The organism is Streptomyces sp. FIT100 (genome assembly GCF_024584805.1).
In the GTDB taxonomy this organism is placed as follows: Bacteria; Actinomycetota; Actinomycetes; order Streptomycetales; family Streptomycetaceae; genus Streptomyces.
In genome coordinates this window covers 3,265,361-3,285,031 of the sequence record NZ_CP075715.1, presented here as the reverse complement: position 1 = coordinate 3,285,031, position 19,671 = coordinate 3,265,361, and the positions used below count along the sequence as shown (strand labels likewise).

General features: G+C 72.4%; 18 protein-coding genes and 1 pseudogene. 18 read left to right on the top strand and 1 reads right to left on the bottom strand.

Annotated elements, in window-relative coordinates; all coding sequences use genetic code 11:
• Positions 1 to 23: 23 nt before the first annotated feature.
• The 3 genes from KK483_RS14305 to KK483_RS14295 all read left to right on the top strand — a co-directional run bounded on the left by KK483_RS14305 (position 24) and on the right by KK483_RS14295 (position 4,494).
• Entirely contained in the window at positions 24 to 1,649 is a 1,626-nt protein-coding gene (locus KK483_RS14305) for an MDR family MFS transporter (RefSeq protein WP_262005611.1), read from the top strand.
• 194 nt (positions 1,650 to 1,843) lie between these two features.
• Positions 1,844 to 2,875, top strand: coding sequence for an acetylserotonin O-methyltransferase (locus KK483_RS14300; protein WP_262005610.1), 1,032 nt, complete (start codon positions 1,844 to 1,846; stop codon positions 2,873 to 2,875).
• 11 nt (positions 2,876 to 2,886) lie between these two features.
• Entirely contained in the window at positions 2,887 to 4,494 is a 1,608-nt protein-coding gene (locus tag KK483_RS14295; protein ID WP_262005609.1) for an FAD-dependent oxidoreductase, read from the top strand.
• A gap of 78 nt (positions 4,495 to 4,572) precedes the next feature.
• On the opposite strand, the gene KK483_RS14290 is transcribed toward KK483_RS14295, so the two are convergent.
• Positions 4,573 to 6,165 carry an FAD-dependent monooxygenase gene (locus tag KK483_RS14290; protein ID WP_262005607.1) on the bottom strand — a complete coding sequence of 531 codons (1,593 nt, stop codon included), beginning with the start codon at positions 6,163 to 6,165 and terminating at the stop codon, positions 4,573 to 4,575.
• 190 nt (positions 6,166 to 6,355) lie between these two features.
• On the opposite strand from KK483_RS14290, the gene KK483_RS14285 reads away from it, so the two are divergent.
• The 15 genes and pseudogenes from KK483_RS14285 to KK483_RS14215 all read left to right on the top strand — a co-directional run bounded on the left by KK483_RS14285 (position 6,356) and on the right by KK483_RS14215 (position 19,648).
• Positions 6,356 to 6,805, top strand: a complete 450-nt coding sequence (locus KK483_RS14285; RefSeq protein ID WP_262005606.1) for a DUF1772 domain-containing protein — start codon at positions 6,356 to 6,358, stop codon at positions 6,803 to 6,805.
• Entirely contained in the window at positions 6,802 to 7,338 is a 537-nt protein-coding gene (locus KK483_RS14280; RefSeq protein WP_262005605.1) for a hypothetical protein, read from the top strand. The genes KK483_RS14285 and KK483_RS14280 overlap by 4 nt, the downstream gene beginning before the upstream one ends.
• A complete protein-coding gene (gene asnB / locus KK483_RS14275; protein ID WP_262005604.1) occupies positions 7,335 to 9,206 on the top strand; it encodes an asparagine synthase (glutamine-hydrolyzing) in 1,872 nt (623 codons plus the stop codon). The genes KK483_RS14280 and asnB overlap by 4 nt, the downstream gene beginning before the upstream one ends.
• Positions 9,207 to 9,752: 546 nt before the next feature.
• Positions 9,753 to 11,768: a BTAD domain-containing putative transcriptional regulator gene (locus KK483_RS14270; RefSeq protein WP_313879513.1), complete on the top strand. Its 2,016-nt coding sequence runs from the start codon at positions 9,753 to 9,755 to the stop codon at positions 11,766 to 11,768.
• A 213-nt stretch (positions 11,769 to 11,981) separates the two neighbouring features.
• Positions 11,982 to 12,356, top strand: a complete 375-nt coding sequence (locus KK483_RS14265) for a TcmI family type II polyketide cyclase (RefSeq protein ID WP_262005603.1) — start codon at positions 11,982 to 11,984, stop codon at positions 12,354 to 12,356.
• Entirely contained in the window at positions 12,353 to 12,781 is a 429-nt protein-coding gene (locus KK483_RS14260; protein WP_262005602.1) for a cupin domain-containing protein, read from the top strand. The genes KK483_RS14265 and KK483_RS14260 overlap by 4 nt, the downstream gene beginning before the upstream one ends.
• Positions 12,778 to 14,052, top strand: a complete 1,275-nt coding sequence (locus tag KK483_RS14255; protein ID WP_262005601.1) for a beta-ketoacyl synthase — start codon at positions 12,778 to 12,780, stop codon at positions 14,050 to 14,052. Before KK483_RS14260 ends, KK483_RS14255 begins: the two co-directional genes overlap by 4 nt.
• The gene (locus tag KK483_RS14250) at positions 14,049 to 15,347 is read left to right on the top strand and encodes a ketosynthase chain-length factor (protein WP_262005600.1); all 1,299 of its coding nucleotides are present in this window, start codon (positions 14,049 to 14,051) and stop codon (positions 15,345 to 15,347) included. The genes KK483_RS14255 and KK483_RS14250 overlap by 4 nt, the downstream gene beginning before the upstream one ends.
• 36 nt (positions 15,348 to 15,383) lie before the next feature.
• Positions 15,384 to 15,644, top strand: a complete 261-nt coding sequence (locus KK483_RS14245) for an acyl carrier protein (RefSeq protein ID WP_262005599.1) — start codon at positions 15,384 to 15,386, stop codon at positions 15,642 to 15,644.
• Positions 15,644 to 16,093: pseudogene (locus tag KK483_RS14240) on the top strand (SRPBCC family protein); the annotation flags it as partial. The gene KK483_RS14245 and the pseudogene KK483_RS14240, both read left to right, overlap by 1 nt.
• Complete coding sequence (locus KK483_RS14235) at positions 16,073 to 16,840, top strand: SDR family NAD(P)-dependent oxidoreductase (protein ID WP_262009487.1); 768 nt, start codon at positions 16,073 to 16,075, stop codon at positions 16,838 to 16,840. The pseudogene KK483_RS14240 and the gene KK483_RS14235, both read left to right, overlap by 21 nt.
• Before the next feature lie 31 nt (positions 16,841 to 16,871).
• Positions 16,872 to 17,621 (top strand): SDR family NAD(P)-dependent oxidoreductase, encoded by a 750-nt coding sequence (locus tag KK483_RS14230; RefSeq protein ID WP_262005598.1) that lies wholly within the window; start codon positions 16,872 to 16,874, stop codon positions 17,619 to 17,621.
• Between the two features lies 1 nt (position 17,622).
• Complete coding sequence (locus KK483_RS14225; RefSeq protein ID WP_262005597.1) at positions 17,623 to 17,964, top strand: antibiotic biosynthesis monooxygenase; 342 nt, start codon at positions 17,623 to 17,625, stop codon at positions 17,962 to 17,964.
• Entirely contained in the window at positions 17,961 to 18,392 is a 432-nt protein-coding gene (locus tag KK483_RS14220; protein ID WP_262005596.1) for an antibiotic biosynthesis monooxygenase, read from the top strand. Before KK483_RS14225 ends, KK483_RS14220 begins: the two co-directional genes overlap by 4 nt.
• Positions 18,393 to 18,394: 2 nt before the next feature.
• The gene (locus KK483_RS14215) at positions 18,395 to 19,648 is read left to right on the top strand and encodes a cytochrome P450 (protein WP_262005595.1); all 1,254 of its coding nucleotides are present in this window, start codon (positions 18,395 to 18,397) and stop codon (positions 19,646 to 19,648) included.
• Positions 19,649 to 19,671: the final 23 nt, after the last annotated feature.

Here is a 19,671-nt window from a genome sequence, read left to right as displayed (position 1 = left end):
TCCACTACCGAAAGGTCACTTCCGTGTCAGCCCCGACCACCGGGTCCAACACCCAGCAGTCCGGCGCGAGTCCGGCCCCGGACCCCAGAATCAAGACCGTCATCGCCGCATGCATGCTGGCGATCTTCCTCGCGATGCTCGACGCCCAGATCGTCGCCACCGCACTGCCCCGCATCGTCGGCGACCTCGGCGACCTCGACCTGTTCGCCTGGGTGACCACCGCGTACATCATCGCCAGCAGCGTCACCACCCCGGTCTACGGCAAGCTCGGCGACCTCTTCGGACGCAAGAAGGTCTTCCTCGCCGCGATCGCCCTGTTCCTCGTCGGCTCCGCCGTGTCGGGGCTCGCACAGTCGATGGAGCAGCTCATCCTCTTCCGCACCCTCCAGGGCATCGGGGCAGGCGGGCTGTTCGTCTCCGTACTCGCCATCATCGGCGAGCTGTTCAGCCCCCGCGAAGGCGCCAAGTACTTCAACATGTTCGGCATGGTCTTCGCCGGGGCCGCCCTCGCCGGACCCGCGATCGGCGGTGTGCTCACCGATCTGCTCAGCTGGCACTGGGTGTTCCTGATCAACCTGCCCCTCGGCGTCATCGTCTTCGCCCTGGTCGCGAGCTGTCTGCATCTGCCGCCCAAGTCCAGGCGCGCACACATCGACTACGCAGGCTTCGGCACCCTCAGCGCCGCGGTCGTCGCCCTCACGCTCCTCGCGAGCTGGGGCGGGGTGAAGTACGACTGGACCTCGCCGCAGATCCTCGGACTCGGTGCCGTCGCCCTGGTGATGGGCGTCCTGTTCGTGGCCGCCGAGCGGCGCGCCGCCGAACCGGTCATCCCGCTGCACCTGTTCCGTGACTCCACCTTCAGCGTCAGCGTGCTGGTCAGCTTCGCCGCGGGCATCGTCTTCCTCGGCGCCGTCAACTTCCTCGCGCTGTACATCCAGGTCGTCACCGGCGCCAGTCCCACCATGTCCGGTGTGGTGCTGCTGCCGATGATGTTCGGGCTCGTCGCGGCCTCCGTGGTCAGCGGCAGGATCATCACGCAGACCGGCAGGTACAAGTGGTACCCCGTGCTCAGCATGGCCACCGGGATCGCCGGCGCACTGCTCTTCTCCACCATGGACACCGGCACCCCGCAGGGCGTCGTCATCGCGTACATGCTGCTGTTCGGCATCGCCGCGGGCCTCAACATGCAGGTCCTGACCATGGCCGCGCAGAACACCGCACCGCGTGACGACATCGGCGCGGTCCACGCGACGGTCGCCTTCACCCGCCAGCTCGGCAGCACCCTGGGCATCTCGGTGTTCGCCGCGATCTTCTACAACCGGCTCACGGAGGAACTGGCCGAGCGGGTACCCGCCGGCGCGCTCGGCGGCGTCGACCGCGACGCACTGTCCTCGCACGAGGTCCTCGACAAGCTCGCGGCCCCCGTGCGGGAGGCGGTCGAGAACGCGTACGCCGCCGCGCTCAGCCCCGTCTTCCTCGGCGCCGTGCCGGTGCTCGCCGTCGGCCTGGGCATCGCCCTGCTGATGAAGAACATGCCGTTGCGCACCTGGGACCACGGCGGCGCCGAGGGCGCCCAGGAGGCGCCCGCCGACGCACATACGGAGGCGCCCGCGGACGCGCGCAAGGAGGCGCCCGCCGACCGGCACTGAGCGCTCGTACGCACCACGAACCATCACCAGGAGGGCCGCTTCCCCGTGCGGGGGGAAGCGGCCCTCGCGCCGTCGCACGCGCTCAGGCGCGGGCCCCACGTGTGCTCCAGAGCTCTTCGAGCCCGGCTCGACACCCCCCGGCCATCGTCGGGGCTGCACCGCAAGCAGACGCCGAGACTGCCCTGGAGGCCCGTGTGACCACGACCGAAGACCCGACGAAGGCCGCGGCGGTCGACCCCGGTCCGCTGATCAAGCTGACCATCGCGGACTGCGCCGCGAAGGTGCTGCACAGCGCGGTGGCGCTCGGTGTCTTCGGGGCGCTCGCCGACGGCCCCGCCGACGCCGCGCGCACGGCGGCGCGCACCGGGCTGCACCACCGGATGGCCGCGGACTTCCTCGACGCCCTCGTCGGCCTCGGCCTTCTGGAGCGCACGGACGGCCGCTACCGCAACTCCGTGCTCGCAGGGACCTATCTGGTGCCCGACGCCTCCTCCTACCTGGGCGGATTCGTCGAGCTCACCAACGAGACGCTGTACGACACCTGGGGCCGGCTCACCGAGGCGCTGCGCAGCGGCGAACCCCAGCACCTCGACCCCGACAAGGGCGGGTTCGTCGGCGACCGGCACAAGGACCCCGGCAGGATGAAGCGGTTCCTCGCCGGGCTCGACGCCTACAGCGACCGGATGGGCGCCGAACTGGCCCACCGCGTCGACTGGACGCGCTACGGCTCGTTCACCGACCTGGGTGGCGCCCGCGGCAACCTCGCCGCCGTACTGGTCCAGGCGCACCCCCACCTCCAGGCGACCTGCTTCGACCTGGAGCGCACCCGGCCGCTGTTCACCGAGCACGTCGGCCGGCTCGGTCTCGGCGACCGGATCGCCTTCGCCGGAGGGGACTTCTTCACCGACGCCGTTCCCGCGGCCGACGTCATCGTCCTCGGCCACATCCTGCACGGCTTCGACACCGACCGGCGGCGCACCCTGCTGCGGCGGGTCTTCGACGCGGTCCGCCCCGGCGGCGCGGTGCTCGTCTACGACCGCATGATCGACGACGACCGCAGCGACCCGGAGCGGCTGCTCAGCAGCCTGCACATGCGGCTGGTCAGCCCCGACGGCTCCGAGTACCGGGTGGCGGACTGCCGTGCCTGGCTGCGCGAGGCGGGCTTCACGGACGGTGCGGCGGAGCCGCTGCTCGGCACCCACACGCTCGTGACGGCGCACAAGTGAGGAGAGGGACCATGAAGCAGGAGAAGACGCAGGTCGCCATCGTGGGCGGAGGGCTGACCGGACTGTCGGCCGCCGTGTTCCTCGCCGCGCACGGAGTGCACGCGACGCTGCTGGAGCGCCACCCGGACACCTCCACGCACCCCAAGGCCCGCGCCATCAACCCGCGCACCATGGAGCTCTACCGCGCGGTGGGCATGGAGGAGCGGGTACGGGCGGGCCGCTCGCCCATCTCCGGCAACACCGACCTGGTGCACGTGGAGACACTGGCGGGCGAGGAGCGCGTACGCATGCCCAACGCCTCCCCGGAGGACATCGGGCGGATCAGCCCCACGCAGTGGACGCTGATCGACCAGAACCAGCTGGAGCCGATCCTGCGCGAACGCGCGGTCGAGGCGGGGGCCGACGTCCGCTTCCACACGCGCGTCGACGCGGTCGAGGAGGACACCGGCGGTGTGCTGCTGCGCACCACCGACCTCGGCAGCGGGAAGAGCACCGAACTGCGCGCCGCCTATGTCATCGCGGCGGACGGCAGCCGCAGCCCGGTGCGCGAGATGCTGTCCATCGGCGCCCACGGCCGCGGCACCATCACCGATCTCGTGAGCTTCTTCTTCGAGGCCGACCTCGAACCGGCGCTGCGCGGCCGGAAGATCATCGCCGCCTACGTCAACAACCCCGAGGTCCGGGGCACGATCATCCCGATCGACAACGACCGCCGCTGGGTCATCAACGTCTCCTTCTTCCCCGAACGCGGCGAGAGCGCCGCCGACTTCACCGAGGAGCGGTGCGTCGAGCTGGTCAGGGCGGCCGTCGGCATCCCCGGCCTGCCGCTCAAGATCGAGTCGGTGGCGATGCCGGCCTGGGACATCTCGGCGCGCGTCGCGGACGCGTTCGCCACCCGGCGGGTCTTCTTCGCCGGCGACGCCGCGCACGTCATGCCGCCCACCGGCGCCTTCGGCGCCAGCACCGGCATCCAGGACGCGTACAACCTCGCCTGGAAGCTCGCCCTGGTGCTGGAGGGAAAGGCGGGGCCGGGGCTGCTGGAGTCGTACGGGGCGGAGCGGCGGCCCGTTGCCGAGGAGACCGTGAAGCAGGCGATGCTGCGTTTCGCGGTGCGCGAGGGCAAGCAGTTCCGGGACGTCGCGGACGAGCTCCTGGACGAGACCACCATGACCTTCGGTTACTGCTACCCGGCCGGTGCCGTCGTCGCCGAGAGCGGTGCACCGGACGCACTGATCGAGGACCCGGAGCACCCCAGCGGCCGGCCCGGCGCACGCGCCCCGCACGTGCCCCTGAAGGGCGAGCGCGGCCCGCTGTCCACGCTCGATCTGTTCGGGGACGGATTCGTGCTGCTCGCCGACTCCGCCGGGGGACGGTGGGCCGAGACCGCGGCCCGGGCCGCCCGTGAACTCGGCCTGACGCTGACCGTGCACGCCATCGGCCCGGGCGCAGGACTGGCCGACGAGGACGGCCGGTTCAGGCAGCGGTACGGGCTTGCGGCCGGCGGTGCCGTGCTGGTGCGCCCCGACGGGTTCGTCTGCTGGCGCTCCACGACCGGCCGCCCCGGAGAGGAGCGGAACGAGGTCGCGCTCGCGCTGCGCCACGTGCTGGCCCGCGACTGAGCGGTCTTCCGCACGTACCGGTCGGCGCGCCCTCCCCGGATCGTCCAGGGGAGGGCGCGCCGACCGGTGTGTACGGGCTCAGCGGTGGAGCAGCCTGGCGAGGACCGCCGACAGTTCGTCCGCGGGTGACGCCGGCGGATCCTGGGCGCGCCAGGCGATGAACCCGTCGGGACGGATCAGCACCGCACCCGAGACGCCGACGCCGTACGTCTTGAGGAACCGCTCCGCCACCTCGGGCGGCTCGGCCCCGCCCACGCGGTGGAAGGCGAGTCCGACGCCGGCCGCGGCGCGCACGCGTGCCGCGGCCGGCTCCCAGTCCGCACCACCGGGGCCCGCCAGCAGCCAGAAGCCGCCGTCCAGGAGATCGTGCAGGGGCTGGGCACGGCCGCCCCGGTGCAGGGTCAGGTGCGGGGCCCTGGTGCCGGGGCGGCCCGAGGGGAGCGTCGGGTCCTCCACCGGCGAACCGTCGTCGGGGGCGTCCTCGCCCAGCACCACGTCCGAGCGGTAGACGTGGCCGAAGAGGACGGTGGTCTCGGGACGGTGGCGCCCGGCCGCCTCCTCGTCCAGGCCGCTGCGCTGGAGGTAGCGGATCACGCCCTGTTCGACGGTGAACTCCGCGACCGGAGCCCGCTCCTGCTCGTAGCTGTCCAGGAGGCCGGGACCGGCCTGGCCGCGCAGCACGAGGGCGAGCTTCCACGCCAGGTTGTGTGCGTCCTGCACGCCCATGTTTCCGCCGAACCCGCCGGTGGGCGGCATCACATGGGCGCAGTCTCCGGCCAGCAGCACCCGGCCGGAGCGGAACCGGTCGGCGACCCAGGCGGCGATCTCCCAGCTCGTCGAGGACTCGACCGCCACCGGCAGGTCCGGCACCCCGACGGCGGCGCGCACCAGCTCGACGCACGCCTCGGTGCCGTACTCGCGGTGGCTGTCCTCGGGCGGCAGGCTGGGTGCGAGGACCCAGCGGTCGGAGCCGGCGCCGCCGAGCTTGCCGAGGACGCCCTTGACCCGCGGGTTGCTGACGAAGCACAGGAAGAACCTGCGGTCGGCCACATACGGGTCGAGGTCCGCGTGGAAGACCACGTTCATCTGCCGCCCGAAGACGCCCTGTCCGTGGTGGCCGATGCCGAGGCTCTCACGCACGGGGGCCCGGAACCCGTCGGCGGCCACCAGGTACCGGGCGCGCACCCGTCGCTCCGTTCCGCTGCCGGTGTCGCGCAGCACGGCGTCGACGCCGTCGGCGTCCTGCGTGAAGCGCACCAGCTCGGTGGCGAAGCGGAGGTCCGCGCCCAGCTCCTCGGCGCGCGCCCGCAGCACCGGCTCGAACCGGTCCTGTCCGATCAGCGTCCAGCCGGTGGCGGCGACCTCGTCCGGATCGTGCCGGAACGGGCCGGCGAACCGGCCGATTTCGGCGCCCGCCAGCGACTCGGCCTGAAGGATGTCGCCGTACTGCGCATACGGGTTCTCCTGCGCGCGCACCGCTGCTTCGAGCCCGAGCGCGCGCATCAGCTCCATGGTGCGCGGGCTCGCGGCCTGGGCGCGGGGGTGCGCGGAGATCTCGGAGTGCCGCTCCACCAGCAGCGGGCGCACGCCCTGCTGTGCGAGGAACAGGGCCGCGGCGAGGCCCACCATGCTGCCGCCCACGATCAGTACGTCGGTCGTCTCGTCCGCCATCGAAGGCTCCTCCGGGTGAGTGGGGACCGTACCGGCGAAGGCAACACCAGGCCGCTCGAAGGCGACTGGGGCCCGGGCCGAGCGCCGGGCCCTCGGGCAACAGCACTCCCAGGTGTCCTCGAGCGGTGTGCGAGTCGCCGCTGACATCGTCGGGCCGCGAAACGCAACGGACGACGGGAGGCGGGAAACCGTGGTGGAGGCGCTGAGTGTGCTGGTGCTGTTGGGCACCGGCCTGGTGGCCGGGGTGCTGTTCGCGGTCGCGGTGAGTGTGATGCCCGCGCTGATCGCGATGCCCCCGGACCGGTATGTGTCCACGCACAAGCTGCTCGGCCGGCACTACGACCGGATCATGCCGTTCATCGTCACCGGCTCCACGGTGATCGACGTGGCCTTCGCGATCCGGGGGACCGGCACTGTCCGCGTCCTGTTCGCGGCGGCGGCGCTGTGCATGGCCGGGGTCGCCGTGGTGTCGCAGACCAGGAACGTACCGATCAACAACCGGGTCAAGCGCACCGCGCCGGAGGACCTCGGGCCCGGCTGGCAGGACCCGCGCATCCAGTGGCGCGACTGGCATCTGGTCCGCACCTGCTGCGCGATGGCCGGCTGCACGCTGTCCGCGGCGGCGGTGGTGCTGTCGTGAGCCGGCCCGTCGTCGAGCGCTCCCTGCCGGACGGCGAGGACCGCGCACAGGCCGACGCCCGGATGCGTGAACTGCTCTCCGGCCCCGCCCCGGGGCCGGTCGGCGAGCGTCTCGCGCTGCTCCATTTCACCGGCCGGCGCAGCGGCCGCCCGTACACCGTGCCGGCGGGCGTGCACCGGCTCGGCGGCGGGCTGGTCGTGGCGACCGGCAGCGCCTGGAGACACAACTTCGCGGGCGGCGCCGACGGCGAGCTGACCTGGCGCGGGGAGCGGACACGGGTCCGCTTCACGCTGGTGACCGACCGCGCGCGCACGGCACGCGGCTACCTGGAGCTGTACGAGCGCTACGGCGAGGCAGCGCAGCGCCGCCTGGGGATCGCCGTCACCGGCGCACCCGTGCCCGGACTCGCCCCGGGACTGAGGGAGTTCGACGACGCCGTGAAGCGCTGCGGACTGTCCCTGGTCGAGCTCGCGCCCCGTACCGCAGGCACCGACGGTGCCACCGACACTGCGAACGAGAGGACTCCACGATGAGCGGAATCGCCGGCTGGGTGGACTTCGACCGGGACCTGACCCCGGAGGCCGCCACCGTGCGCGCGATGGCGGCCGCCCTGGCCCATCGCGGCCCCGACGGGGAGGGCGACTGGATCCAGGGGCACGCCGCGCTGGCCCACCGCAGGCTCGCGCTCCTCGACGTGGATCACGGGGCCCAGCCCGTCGTCCACGCCACGGACAGCGGCCCGGTGGCCGTGCTGACCCTCGACGGCGCGGTCACCAACCATGTCGAGCTGCGGCGCGAACTGGCCGCCAAGGGCCACCGGTTCACCGGGCACGGCGACGGCGAGGTGGCGCTGCACGCCTATCTGGAGTGGGGCGGGGACTTCGTGACCCGGCTCGAGGGCATGTTCGCGCTCGCCGTGTGGGACGAGCGCCGCCAGGAGCTGCTGCTCGCCCGCGACCGACTCGGCGTCAAGCCGCTGTGCTACTACCGCACCCCGTCGGGGCTGCTGTTCGGCTCCGAACCCAAGGCGCTGCTCGCGCATCCGGCGGTGGAGCCGGTGGTCGACGCCGAAGGGCTGCGCGAGCTGTTCGCGCACAGCCGCAAGCCCGGCACCGGTGTCTTCCGCGGTGTCTGCGAGGTGCTGCCGGGTCACGCCCTGGTCGTGCGCCGCCCGGGCACCGGCCACCGGCGCTACTGGTCGCTGCCCGCCCGCCCGCACACCGACAGTCCGGAGACGACCGTCTCCACGGTGCGCCGGCTGCTGTCCGACGCGGTCGCCTCGCATCTGCGGGCGGACGTGCCGGTGGGCGCGATGCTCTCCGGCGGTATCGACTCCAGCGCACTGACCGCGCTGGCGGCGCTGTCGGCGAGGCAGCCGGGCCCCGGCCCGCTGCGCAGCTTCTCGGTCAACTTCGCCGGCTACGCGGAGAACTTCGAGCCGCACCCGACGATGCGCGCCACCCCCGACGCCCCGTTCGCGGAACTGGCGGCGCGGCACATCGGCACCGACCACACCGAGATCCTGCTCGACACCGCCGTCCTGACCGACCCCGCAGTGCACACGGCGGCGCTCCGGAGCCAGGACGCCCCGTCCCCGCTCGGCGACATGGACGTCTCCCTGCTGCTCTTCTTCGAGGCGCTGCGCAGCGCGGGCATCACCGCGGTCCTCTCCGGGGAGACCGCCGACGAGGTCTTCAACGGCTACTTCTGGGCGTACGAGCCCCGGCACAGCAACTCCACGACCTTCCCCTGGGTCTCCTTCGAACGGGGCCACGACGCCGCCGCGGGCGGACTGGGCTGTTCGCTGGTCGACCTCGGGCTCCGCAAGGAGCTGGACTTCATGGAGTACGCCGACCAGCACTACCGGGACGCGCTGGCCGAAGTGCCGCACACCGACGGCGAGAGCGCCGAGGAACGCAGGGCGCGGGAGGTCACGTATCTCGCACTCACCCGCTGGGCGCCGACGCATCTGGACCGCGCGGACCGGATGAGCATGGCGCACGGTGTGCAGCTGCGGCCGCCGTTCTGCGACCGGGCGCTGGTGGAGTACGTCTACAACGTGCCGGCGGCGCTGAAGCGGGAGAACGGGCAGGAGAAGAGCCTGCTGCGGGCGGCCGTCGCCGATCTGCTCCCGGAGCCGGTGCTCCAGCGGCGCAAGAGCGCCTATCCGACGACCCAGGAGGCGGCGTACGGGGAGTTCGTGCGGGCCCGCTTCGCCGCTGTGGCCGCCGACCGGGGTTCGCCGGTGGCCCCGCTGCTGGACGCGGAGGCCACCGCCGCGGCGCTCGGCGGGAACGGCGCGCCCAGCGGTGCCTTCGCCTGGGTGGAGCGGGCGAGCATGGAGATGGTGCTCCAACTGGACTCCTGGCTGGCCGAGTACCAGGTCCGGCTGCGGCTGTGAAGCCCGCCTGCCAGGCCCTCCGTCGGACCTGCCCTGGTCCTGCCCTGGTCCTGCCCTGGTCCTGCCCTGGTCCAGCCCCGATCCTGCTCCGTTCAACTAAGTGCTCCTTGACATGGTTTTACGCCACGCAATAGCATGCAAGTCTGCACATAGTTTCGAGCGCTGAAGACGGTGTCGAAAGTGGCCCCGACGGTGCGGTGCTCGATCGTGCGTCACCGGTGGCGCCCTCCCCGGGGTGGCTGATTCCCGTTCCCTGAATTCGGGATGAGTCGCCCCCAGGGGTTTGTCGAAGCTTGTCTCCATTTCCCTTCACGGGATCAATGAACAAGTAAAAGAGTCACGGATCCAACTCCACAGACCGGATTCTTCTGTACGGGTCACCGCGTCCAAGCGGCATGGCCCGCAGCAACGTTGATGGTGTAGGAAGGACGCAAGCGCTGGGCATTACCGAGCACGGACAATGTCCGAAACACGGCCGTCGGCTCACGAGGCCGCGCGCCTAGGGGGAGTGCATTGATAGAAATCGGTCTGCTGGGTTCGTTCCGGGTGCGGCGTGACGGAGTGGATGTCACGCCGTCCGCACCCAAACTGCGCCAGGTGTTGACCCTCCTGGTACTCAATGCCAATGCGCTGGTCAGCGTCGACCAGCTGTGCGGGGAGCTGTGGGGCGAATATCCGCCGCTCAGCGCACTGACCACCTTGCAAACGTACATCTACCAGCTGAGAAGGAAGCTCCGCCTGGCCACCGGGCAGACCGGGGCGCCATTCGGTTCCCGTCCGCCGAGGGAATTTCCGGCACTCCTGACCAGGGTGGGCGGATACGAACTGCGCCTGGACGACAAGAAAGCGGTCGACGCCTACCGCTTCGAGCAACTGGCCGAGCAGGGGAAGACCGAATACTCCGGAGGACACGGGGACGCAGCGTCCCGCACCCTCAAGGAAGCCCTCGGCATCTGGCAGGGAGAGGCACTCGTGGACGTGGCGGCCGGCCGGCGGCTGTCCGCATGGGCCACGCAGCTGGAGGAGCGGCGCAAGAGCGTCCTGGAGCAGCGGTTCGCCATAGAGCTGGAGATCGGCCGCCACCAGTCCGTATCGGACGAGATCTCCGCCGCGTTCCGTGCCTACCCGACCCACGAAGCCTTCGCCGGGCAGCTGATGCGGGCCCTGCACCGCAGCGGCCGCAGGCCGGAGGCGCTGGACGTCTTCCGCACCCTGCGCGCCCGGCTCGTCGACGAACTCGGACTCGAACCCTCGGCGCCGCTCCAGCGGCTCCACCAGGAGGTGCTCGCCGATCGGAGCCATGTCGGCAGGCCACTCGTCCCCCGGCAGGAAGGGACCGCGCAGGACCGGGCGGCCCAGGACCGGGGCGGTCACGCCCCGGCCGGCCCGCCCCCCGCGCAGCTCGCCGCGGACCGGCTCCCGCCCGCCCAGCTCCCCGCAGACATCGGCGACTTCGTCGGCAGGGCGGGAGAGCTCGACGAACTGGAGGCGTACCTGGGATCGGCCGGCACCAAGGGGTACGGGGTACGCCTGGTCGAGGTGCACGGCCCGCCGGGAGTCGGCAAGACGGCCTTCGCCGTCCGCGCCGCCCACCGGCTGCGCCCGCACTTTCCCGACGGACAGCTCTTCATGGAGCTGTCCGAGGTGGGTGACGGCTCCGCCCAGCTCGCCGACGTGCTGGCCGCCAGCCTCAGCTCCTGCGGAACGCGGCGCGAGAAACTGCCCACGGGACTCGACGAACTCGGGCAGCTCTTCCGCAGCTGGACCGCCGACCGGCGGGTCCTCGTGGTCGTCGACGACGTGCTCGCGGCATCCCAGCTGCGCGCGCTGATGCCGGGCGGCTCCGGCTGTGCGGTGATCGCCACCAACCGCTACCGCGCGCACAGCCTCGCCACCGGCCGGAAGATCGTGCTGCGCCCGCTCTCCCGCGACGAGGCGCTCACGCTCTACAGCGGGATCGCCGACGCGCGGCACCGGCGCGAGGAGCCCGAAGCCGTACGGGAGTTGATGCGCAGGTGCGAAGGGCTGCCGCTGGCCATCCGGGCGGTGGCCGGATGGATCGCGGCCCGGCCCGGATGGTCGGCGGCCCGGCTCACCGCCCGGCTGAGCGGCGACCCGAGCCTGCTGCTGGGACTCCCCGCGGGCACCCAGTCGCTCATGAGCACGGTGGAGTCCAGCTACCGCCATCTCTCCCACCGGCACCGTCATCTGCTCCATCTGATGGCGCGGGACTGCCGGGAGCACTGGAACCTCGAAGAGGTCACCCGGCTGCTGCCCCGCTCGGCCGGGGCCACCGAGACACTGCTCGAATACCTCGTGGACGTCCACCTGGTGGACGAGGAGTTCGCCCCGGACCGCGGCGCTCCGGCCGGCTCGGACGGGGTGGCCGGGAGCGAGCCGGTCTACACCGTGCCCGGCCTCACCCGGCAGGCGCTGCTGCTGCTCCACGCCGGCGCGGCGAGCGAGAACGACTGCGCACCGAGGCAGTCGGCCGAGGGAGCGGTCAGCCTGGTGAAGTCCGCCCATCCCGGCCGCAAGCGGCGCACCACCATGCGGCTCTAGGGAGTAGGGGCCACACCTCAGGCGGCCCGTACGCACCCCACCGGTGCGTACGGGCCGCCTCGTCGTGCCACGGCCGGCTGCCGCTCCCGCCCTGTCCAGTCCTGTCCCAGCCCTGTCCCACCCTGGGCTCCAGCCCGTTTCGAGACTCCTTCGACACTCCCTCGACCCCCGGCGACCAGTGTGAACGCAGCACCGACAAGCCGGGAGGACACCGTGCACCGAACGCTGATCGTGGCGAGGATGAACCTCACCGACGCCGAGGGCGTCGCCTCGGTCTTCGCCGACTCCGACAGCACCGAACTGCCGCACATGGTCGGAGTCTCGCGCCGGACCCTGTTCGCCTTCCACGACCTCTACTTCCATCTCGTGGAGGCGGATCAGGACATCGCGCCGAACCTCTACAAGGCCCGCAGCCACCCGCTCTACGACGAGATCAACACCAGGCTCGGCCGGTACATCTCCCCCTACGACCCCCAATGGCGTGAGCCCAAGGACGCCATGGCCGTCCCCTTCTACTCCTGGACGCCCGCCGAGGGCCCCCTGATCACGGCCCCGACCGGCGCGAACCTGGGCGGTGGTGCCCGGTGACCGCCCCCGCGACCACCAAGGTCGCCGTGGACTCCGTCGCCGCCAACACCAAGCGCGGCGGGGACATCCGCGTCACGCTGAGCCCCAGGACGGTCGGCTGCACCTCCGGCTTCGGCGGGGTGCTGCGGCTGGCCCCGGGGGAGTACGTCACCGAGCATCTGCACCCGTACTCCGAGGAGTTCCTGCACATCGTCCAGGGCCGGCTCGAAATGACCCTGGACGGAGCCCCGGTCGCCCTCGGCCCCGGTGACTCGCTGCTGGTTCCGGTCGGCGTGCGCCACCGCCTGGTGAACACCGGCACCGTGCCCGCCGAGGCCGTCTTCCACCTCTCGCCGCTCGCGCCCCGCCCCGAACTCGGCCACGTCGACACCGAGGAGCCCCTGAACGCGGGTGCGGGCAACCCCGACGTCGGCGGGGCGCAGTGAACCGCCGCGCCGTCATCACCGGAGTGGGCGCCGTCGCCCCCGGCGGCGTCGGCCGTGACGCCTACTGGGAGCTGCTCGCCGCGGGCCGCACCGCGACGCGCGCGATCACCCTCTTCGACGCCTCCGCCTTCCGCTCCCGGGTCGCCGCCGAATGCGACTTCGACCCGCTCGCCGCCGGGCTCACCCCGCAGCAGGTGCGCCGCATGGACCGCGCCGCCCAGTTCGCGGTGGTCGCGGCCCGCGAGGCGGCCGAGGACAGCGGGATCGACCTCGGCGGCGCCGACCCCGGGCGGATCGGGGTCAGCATCGGCAGCGCCGTCGGGTGCACCATGGGCCTGGAGGACGAGTACGCCGTGCTCTCCGACGGCGGCCGCGACTGGCTCGTCGACCACAGCTACGGCGTACCGCACCTCTACGGCTACATGGTGCCCAGCACCCTCGCCGTGGAGGTCGCCCGGCAGGCCGGCGCCGAGGGCCCGGTGGCACTGGTCTCCACCGGCTGCACCTCGGGCCTCGACGCGATCGGGCACGGCGTCCAGCTGATCGAGGAGGGCAGCGCCGACATCGTCCTCGCCGGAGCCACCGACGCCCCGCTGTCCCCCATCACTTCCGCCTGTTTCGACGCCATCAAGGCGACGACGCCCAACACGGACGACCCCGGGCACGCCTCGCGGCCCTTCGACGGACGGCGGGACGGCTTCGTGCTCGGCGAGGGCGCGGCCGTGCTGGTGATCGAGGAGGCGGAGGCCGCCCGGCGCCGCGGGTCGGCCGTCTACGCCGAGATTCTCGGCTTCGCCGGCCGCAGCAACGCCTTCCACATGACCGGACTCAAGCCGGACGGACGGGAGATGGCCGAGGCCATCCGCGTCGCCATGGACCGGGCCCGGCTCGACCCGGACGACATCGACTACATCAACGCCCATGGCTCGGGCACCAAGCAGAACGACCGCCACGAGACCGCCGCGTTCAAGCGCAGTCTCGGACAGCGCGCCCATGAGGTCCCGATCAGCTCGATCAAGTCGATGATCGGGCACTCGCTCGGTGCCATCGGCTCCCTGGAGATCGCGGCCTGTGCCCTGGCCCTGCGCCACCAGGTCGTCCCGCCGACCGCCAATCTGTCGGTGCCCGATCCCGAGTGCGATCTGGACTACGTGCCGGTGACGGCGCGGGAACACCCCATGGAGCGGGTGCTCAGCGTCGGCAGCGGATTCGGCGGTTTCCAGAGCGCCATGGTGCTCGGCCGCCCCCGGACCGTCCGGGAGGCGGCATGAGCGCCACGGGCATCCGCGCGGACCGTCGCGCCGCGGCCGTGGTCACCGGGGTCGGCGTGGTCGCGCCGACCGGCATCGGTGCGGGCCGGCACTGGGATTCGGTACTCGCGGGCAAGAGCGGTCTCGGTCGGATCACCCGGTTCGACCCCTCCGGCTACCCCGTGCAGGTGGCCGGCGAGGTGCCCGGATTCGATGCCGGGGAGGAGGTGCCCGGACGCCTCGTCCCGCAGACCGACCGGTTCACGCACTTCGCGCTGGCGGCGGCCGAAGCGGCGCTCGGGGACGCGCGCGCCGACCCGGCGACGCTGCCCGAGTACGAGATGGCCGTGGTGACCGCGAGCTCCTCCGGCGGCACCGAGTTCGGCCAGCACGAGATGGAACGGCTCTACCGGAAAGGGCCGTCCTGGGTCGGCGCGTACCAGTCCATCGCCTGGTTCTACGCGGCGACGACCGGGCAGGTGTCCATCCGGCACGGCATGCGCGGCCCGTGCGGAGTGCTCTGCTGCGAGCAGGCCGGCGGGCTCGACGCGCTCGGCCAGGCACGCCGGCTGCTGAACACCGGCTCCCGGCTGGTGCTCAGCGGCGGCACGGACGCCTCCCTGTGCCCGTACGGGCTGGTGGCGCAGTTGTCGTCCGGCGGTCTCTCCACCGTGGACGACCCGGCCCGCGCCTATCTGCCGTTCGACGCGGCCGCCTCCGGCTATGTGCCGGGCGAGGGCGGGGCGTTGCTGGTGGTGGAGAGCGCCGACTCGGCGCGCGAGCGCGGCGCACCCTCCTACGGCCGGCTGCTCGGCTACGCCTCCGGGTTCGACCCGGCACCCGGTTCCGGCCGCCCGCCGGTGCTCGCCGCGGTGATCCGCCGGGCCCTCGCCGACGCAGGGGCCGGGGCATCGGAGGTCGACGTCGTCTTCGCCGACGCCTCCGGCGTGCCGGCGCAGGACCTCGCCGAGGCGCGGGCCATCACCGAGGTCTTCGGCGCGGGCGCGGTGCCGGTCACCGCGCCCAAGACCCTCACCGGCCGCCTCTACGCGGGTGGCGCCGCCCTCGACGCGGTCACCGCGCTGCTCGCCCTGAGCGGCGGCGTGGTCCCGCACACCGCCGGGCTCGGCAGGCCGGCGCCCGGCTGCGAGATCGACCTCGTGCTGGACCGGCCGCGGCAGACCGCGCCGCGCACCGCTCTCGTACTCGCCCGCGGGCACGGCGGGTTCACCTCCGCGCTCCTCCTGGGCGCCGGCGACCGCACCGATCTCGCCGATCTCACCGATCTCACCGATCTCACCGACCGCACCACGTGATCCGTACCTCCCACACCGGACGAAAGGCGGCTGGAGATGGCCGAGTTCACCCTGGACGACCTGAAACGCATCCTGCGCGCGGGCGCCGGCGTCGACGAACAGACCGACCTGGACGGCGACATCGCCGACACCCGGCTCGCGGACCTGGGCTACGACTCGCTGGCGCTGCTGGAGACCGCGACCCGCATCGAGCGCGAGTACGGCATCCAGATCCCCGACGGCGACCTGGAGCACCGGCAGACACCGCGCGAGGCCGTGGCCTACGTGAACGCCCGGCTCGCGGAGGTGCAGGTCTGATGGCGGGCCACACCGACAACCAGATCACCATCGACGCGCCGATGGACCTCGTGTGGTCGATGACCAACGACGTGGCCTCCTGGCCGCGCCTGTTCAGCGAGTACGCCTCGGCGGAGATCCTGGACCGCGACGGCGCCACGGTCACCTTCCGGCTCGCCCTGCACCCCGACGAGAACGGCACGGTGTGGAGCTGGGTCTCCGAGCGGACCGCGGACGAGGCGACCCGCACCGTCACGGCCCACCGGGTGGAGACCGGGCCCTTCGCCCATATGGACATCCGCTGGGAGTACGCCCAGCAGCCCGACGGCGTACGCATGCGCTGGGTCCAGGACTTCGCGATGAAGCCCGCCGCGCCGCTGGACGACGCGGGCATGACCGACCGGCTCAACCGCAACACCCTCGTCCAGATGCGGCTGATCAAACGCAAGGTGGAGGCCGCCGCCCGGGCCGGCCGGCAGCTCGCGGGCCACAGGATCCTGGTGACCGGCGGGACCCGCGGCATCGGCCGCGGCATCGTGCTCGCCGCCGCCCGCGCCGGGGCCGACGTCGCCACCTGCTACCGCACCCCCGGCGACGCGGTCACCACGCTGGAGCAGGAGCTCGCCGGGACGCCCGGCAAGCATCTGGTGGTCCGCGCCGACGCGGGCGACGCCGACGACGTCGACCGGCTGCTCGCCGAGTGCGAGGCGAGTCTCGGCGGGCTCGACGCCGTCGTCAACAACGCGGGCGACTACCGGCCCAAGCCCTATCTGGAGCTCGACGACACCGAGTGGGCGGCCACCCTCCAGGGCAACCTCAACGCCGCCCACCTCGTCACGCGCAGGGCCGCGCCGCTGCTCGGGCCCGGGGCGTCGATCGTCCACATCGGCTCCACCGTCGCCTTCATCGGCATGGCGGGCGGGGTCCACTACACCGCCGTGAAGGCGGCGCTCGTGGGCATGACCCGGTCGCTCGCCCGGGAGTTCGGCCCGCAGGGCATCCGTGTCAACACGGTCTCGCCCGGCCGTATCGCCACCGAGGCGCTGGACGAGATGCCCGCCGAGGCCGCCGAGCGGCAGCGCGGGCTCGTCTCCTCGTTCACCGCGCTCGGCCGCTTCGGCACGGTCGACGAGCTCGCCCAGGTCGTGCTCTTCCTCACCGGAGACCGGGCCGCCTACATCACCGGCCAGAACATCCACGTCGACGGCGGCGTCTGAACCGCCGCCGCCCACAGGAGGGAAACACCCAGTGGAACTCGCTCTGTACGGCAAGAAGGTGCTCGTCACCGGCGGCACGCGCGGCATCGGCCGCGGCATCGTGCTCGCCGCGGCACGGGCCGGCGCCGATGTGCTCACCTGCCACCGGCAGGACGGCGAAGCCGTCGAAAGCCTCCTCCAGGCGCTGAAGGAGACCGACGGCGACCATCACGTGATACGGGCCGACCTCGGCGGGACCGCCGAGGTCGACCGGCTCGTGGGCGAGGCGAAGGACCGCTTCGGGCGGCTCGACGGAGTGGTCAACAACGCCGGTGTGATCAGCCACATCCCGTTCGGGGAACTTCCCGCCGAGGAGTGGTCGAGGGTCCTCGACACCAATCTCACCGCCGCCTACCGCGTGATACACCAGGCGCTGCCGCTGCTCGGCGAGGGCTCGTCGGTCATCAACATCGGCTCGCGCGGCGCCGCGGCGGGCATCCCGCTGCGCGCCCACTACACCGCGGCCAAGGCCGCCATGATCGGTCTGACCCGCTCGCTCGCCAAGGAGCTCGGCCCGCGCGGCATCCGGGTCAACGTCGTCGCACCCGGTGTCATCGAGACCGAGGCGTTCGACGCCATGCCCGCGGAGCGGGCCGCCGGACTGCGGGCCACGTATGCGCAGAAGACCGCGCTCGCCCGGCTGGGCACGGTCGAGGAGCTGGCCGGCCCCGTCCTCTTCCTGCTCAGCGACCTGTCCGCCTATGTCACCGGTGAGACGGTCAACGTCGACGGAGGTATCTGAGATGGCTGGATCGGCGACGCCGGGCCGGAACTTCCGGGTGATGCTCCGGATGGAGATCAAGCCCGGTATGGAGGGCGACTTCGAGCGGGTGTGGCAGGAGGTAGGAGGCTCGGTCACCGAGCACCCCGCCAACCTCGGCCAGTGGCTCTCCCGCAGCGCCGAGGAGGACGGCGTCTACTACATCGTCAGCGACTGGGTCGACGAGCCGCTCTTCCGGCAGTTCGAGACGAGCGAGCGGCATCTGGAGCACCGCAAGAAGCTGCACCCGTACCGCAGCGGCGGGTCGATGACGACCATGCACGTGGTCGCGGCACTGGCCGGGGCAGCCGGCGCCGCGGCATGACCGCGGGCGCGGTGGAGGTGGTGCTGTACCACCTCTGCGACGACCCCGGCCCGGTGACCGCCGCGTACCACAAGGCCAGCCGGCGCATGGCCGGCACACCGGGACTGCTCGGGAACGAACTCCTGCACTGCGTCGGCGATCCGCGCAGCTTCGTCGTGGTGAGCCGCTGGTCGGACTGGGAATCCTTCACCGCCTGGGAGGGAGGGGCCGGGCACAAGGAACAGACGGCTCCGCTGCGCCCGTTCCGCGACACCTCGCGGGACCGGCCGTTCGAGATCTACCGGGAGCTCGCCAGCTATCACGCCGGCCGTTTCGCACCCGCCGCGGGATCCGCACCCGCCGCGGGATCTGCGCCTGCCGCGGGATCCGCACCCGGCTCGCGTTCCGCACCCGCCGCGCGTTCCGCGTCCGCCACGAGAGGAGCCTGAGCATGCCAGGCACGGACACCCCGTCCCCGCCGCTCGACCTGTTCACCCCCGCCTTCTTCCAGCGGCCGCACGCCGCGCTGGCCGAGCTGCGGGACACCGCCCCCGCCCTCCCGGTGATGACCCCCAACGGGCTGCGCACCTGGCTGGTCACCGGTTACGAGGACGCCAGGGCACTGCTCGCCGACCCCCGGCTCAGCAAGGACATGCGGGTCGGCAAGGACCTCGTCCCGCGCAACTTCGCCGACCCGCGCAAACAGGCGGAGTTCCTGAAGGAGGCGGGCGAGCGCAGCCAGTTCCCGCATGTCCTGAGCGTGCACATGCTGGACAGCGATCCGCCCGACCACACCCGGCTGCGCAAGCTGGTGGGCCGTGCCTTCACCGCCCGCCGTGTGGAGTCGCTGGGCCCGCGCATCACCGCGCTCACCGACGAACTCCTCGACGGCGTCGCCCGGCACGAGCGCACCGACCTGATGGAGGGGCTGGCGTTCCCGCTCCCGTTCACGGTGATCTGCTGGCTGCTCGGCGTACCGCCGCACGACCGGGCGGAGTTCCGCCGCTGGTCCAATCTGCTCGTCTCCGGCGCCGGCACCGAGGAGGTGCGCGACGCGAGCGCCGACATGATCGCGTATCTGCGCGCGCTGATCGCCGGCAAGCGCGCGGCTCCGGAGGACGACATGCTCTCCGATCTGGTCATCGCCACCGACGAGGGCGAGCGGCTGTCGTCGGACGAGCTCATCGCGATGGCGTTCCTGCTGCTGGTCGCGGGCCACGAGACCACGGTCAACCTCATCGGCAACGGCGCCCTCGCGCTGCTCCGCCACCCCGCGGTGCGCGAGCAGTTGGCGCGGGACGCGTCGCTGTGGCCCGCGGCCGTCGAGGAGTTCCTGCGCTACGACGGCCCGGTCACCAACGCCACCTGGCGCTTCACCACCGAGCCCGTGCCCGTCGGCGACGTGGTCATCCCCGAGGGCGAGTTCGTGACCATCTCGCTCGGTGCCGCAGGCCGCGACCCCCGGCGCTACGAGGACCCCGACAGGCTGGACGTCACCCGCGGCAACGCCGCCGGACTGGCCTTCGGCCACGGCATCCACCACTGCCTGGGCGCCCCGCTCGCCCGGCTGGAGGGCCGGATCGTCCTGAGCCGGCTCTTCGCTCGGCTGCCCGGGCTGCGGCTCGCCGTGGACGCCGGTGAACTGCGCTGGCGCAGCAGCCTGATGATGCGCGGCCTCGAAGAACTGCCGGTGCTCACGGCATGAGCCCGCAGAGCCCACCCGGCCCC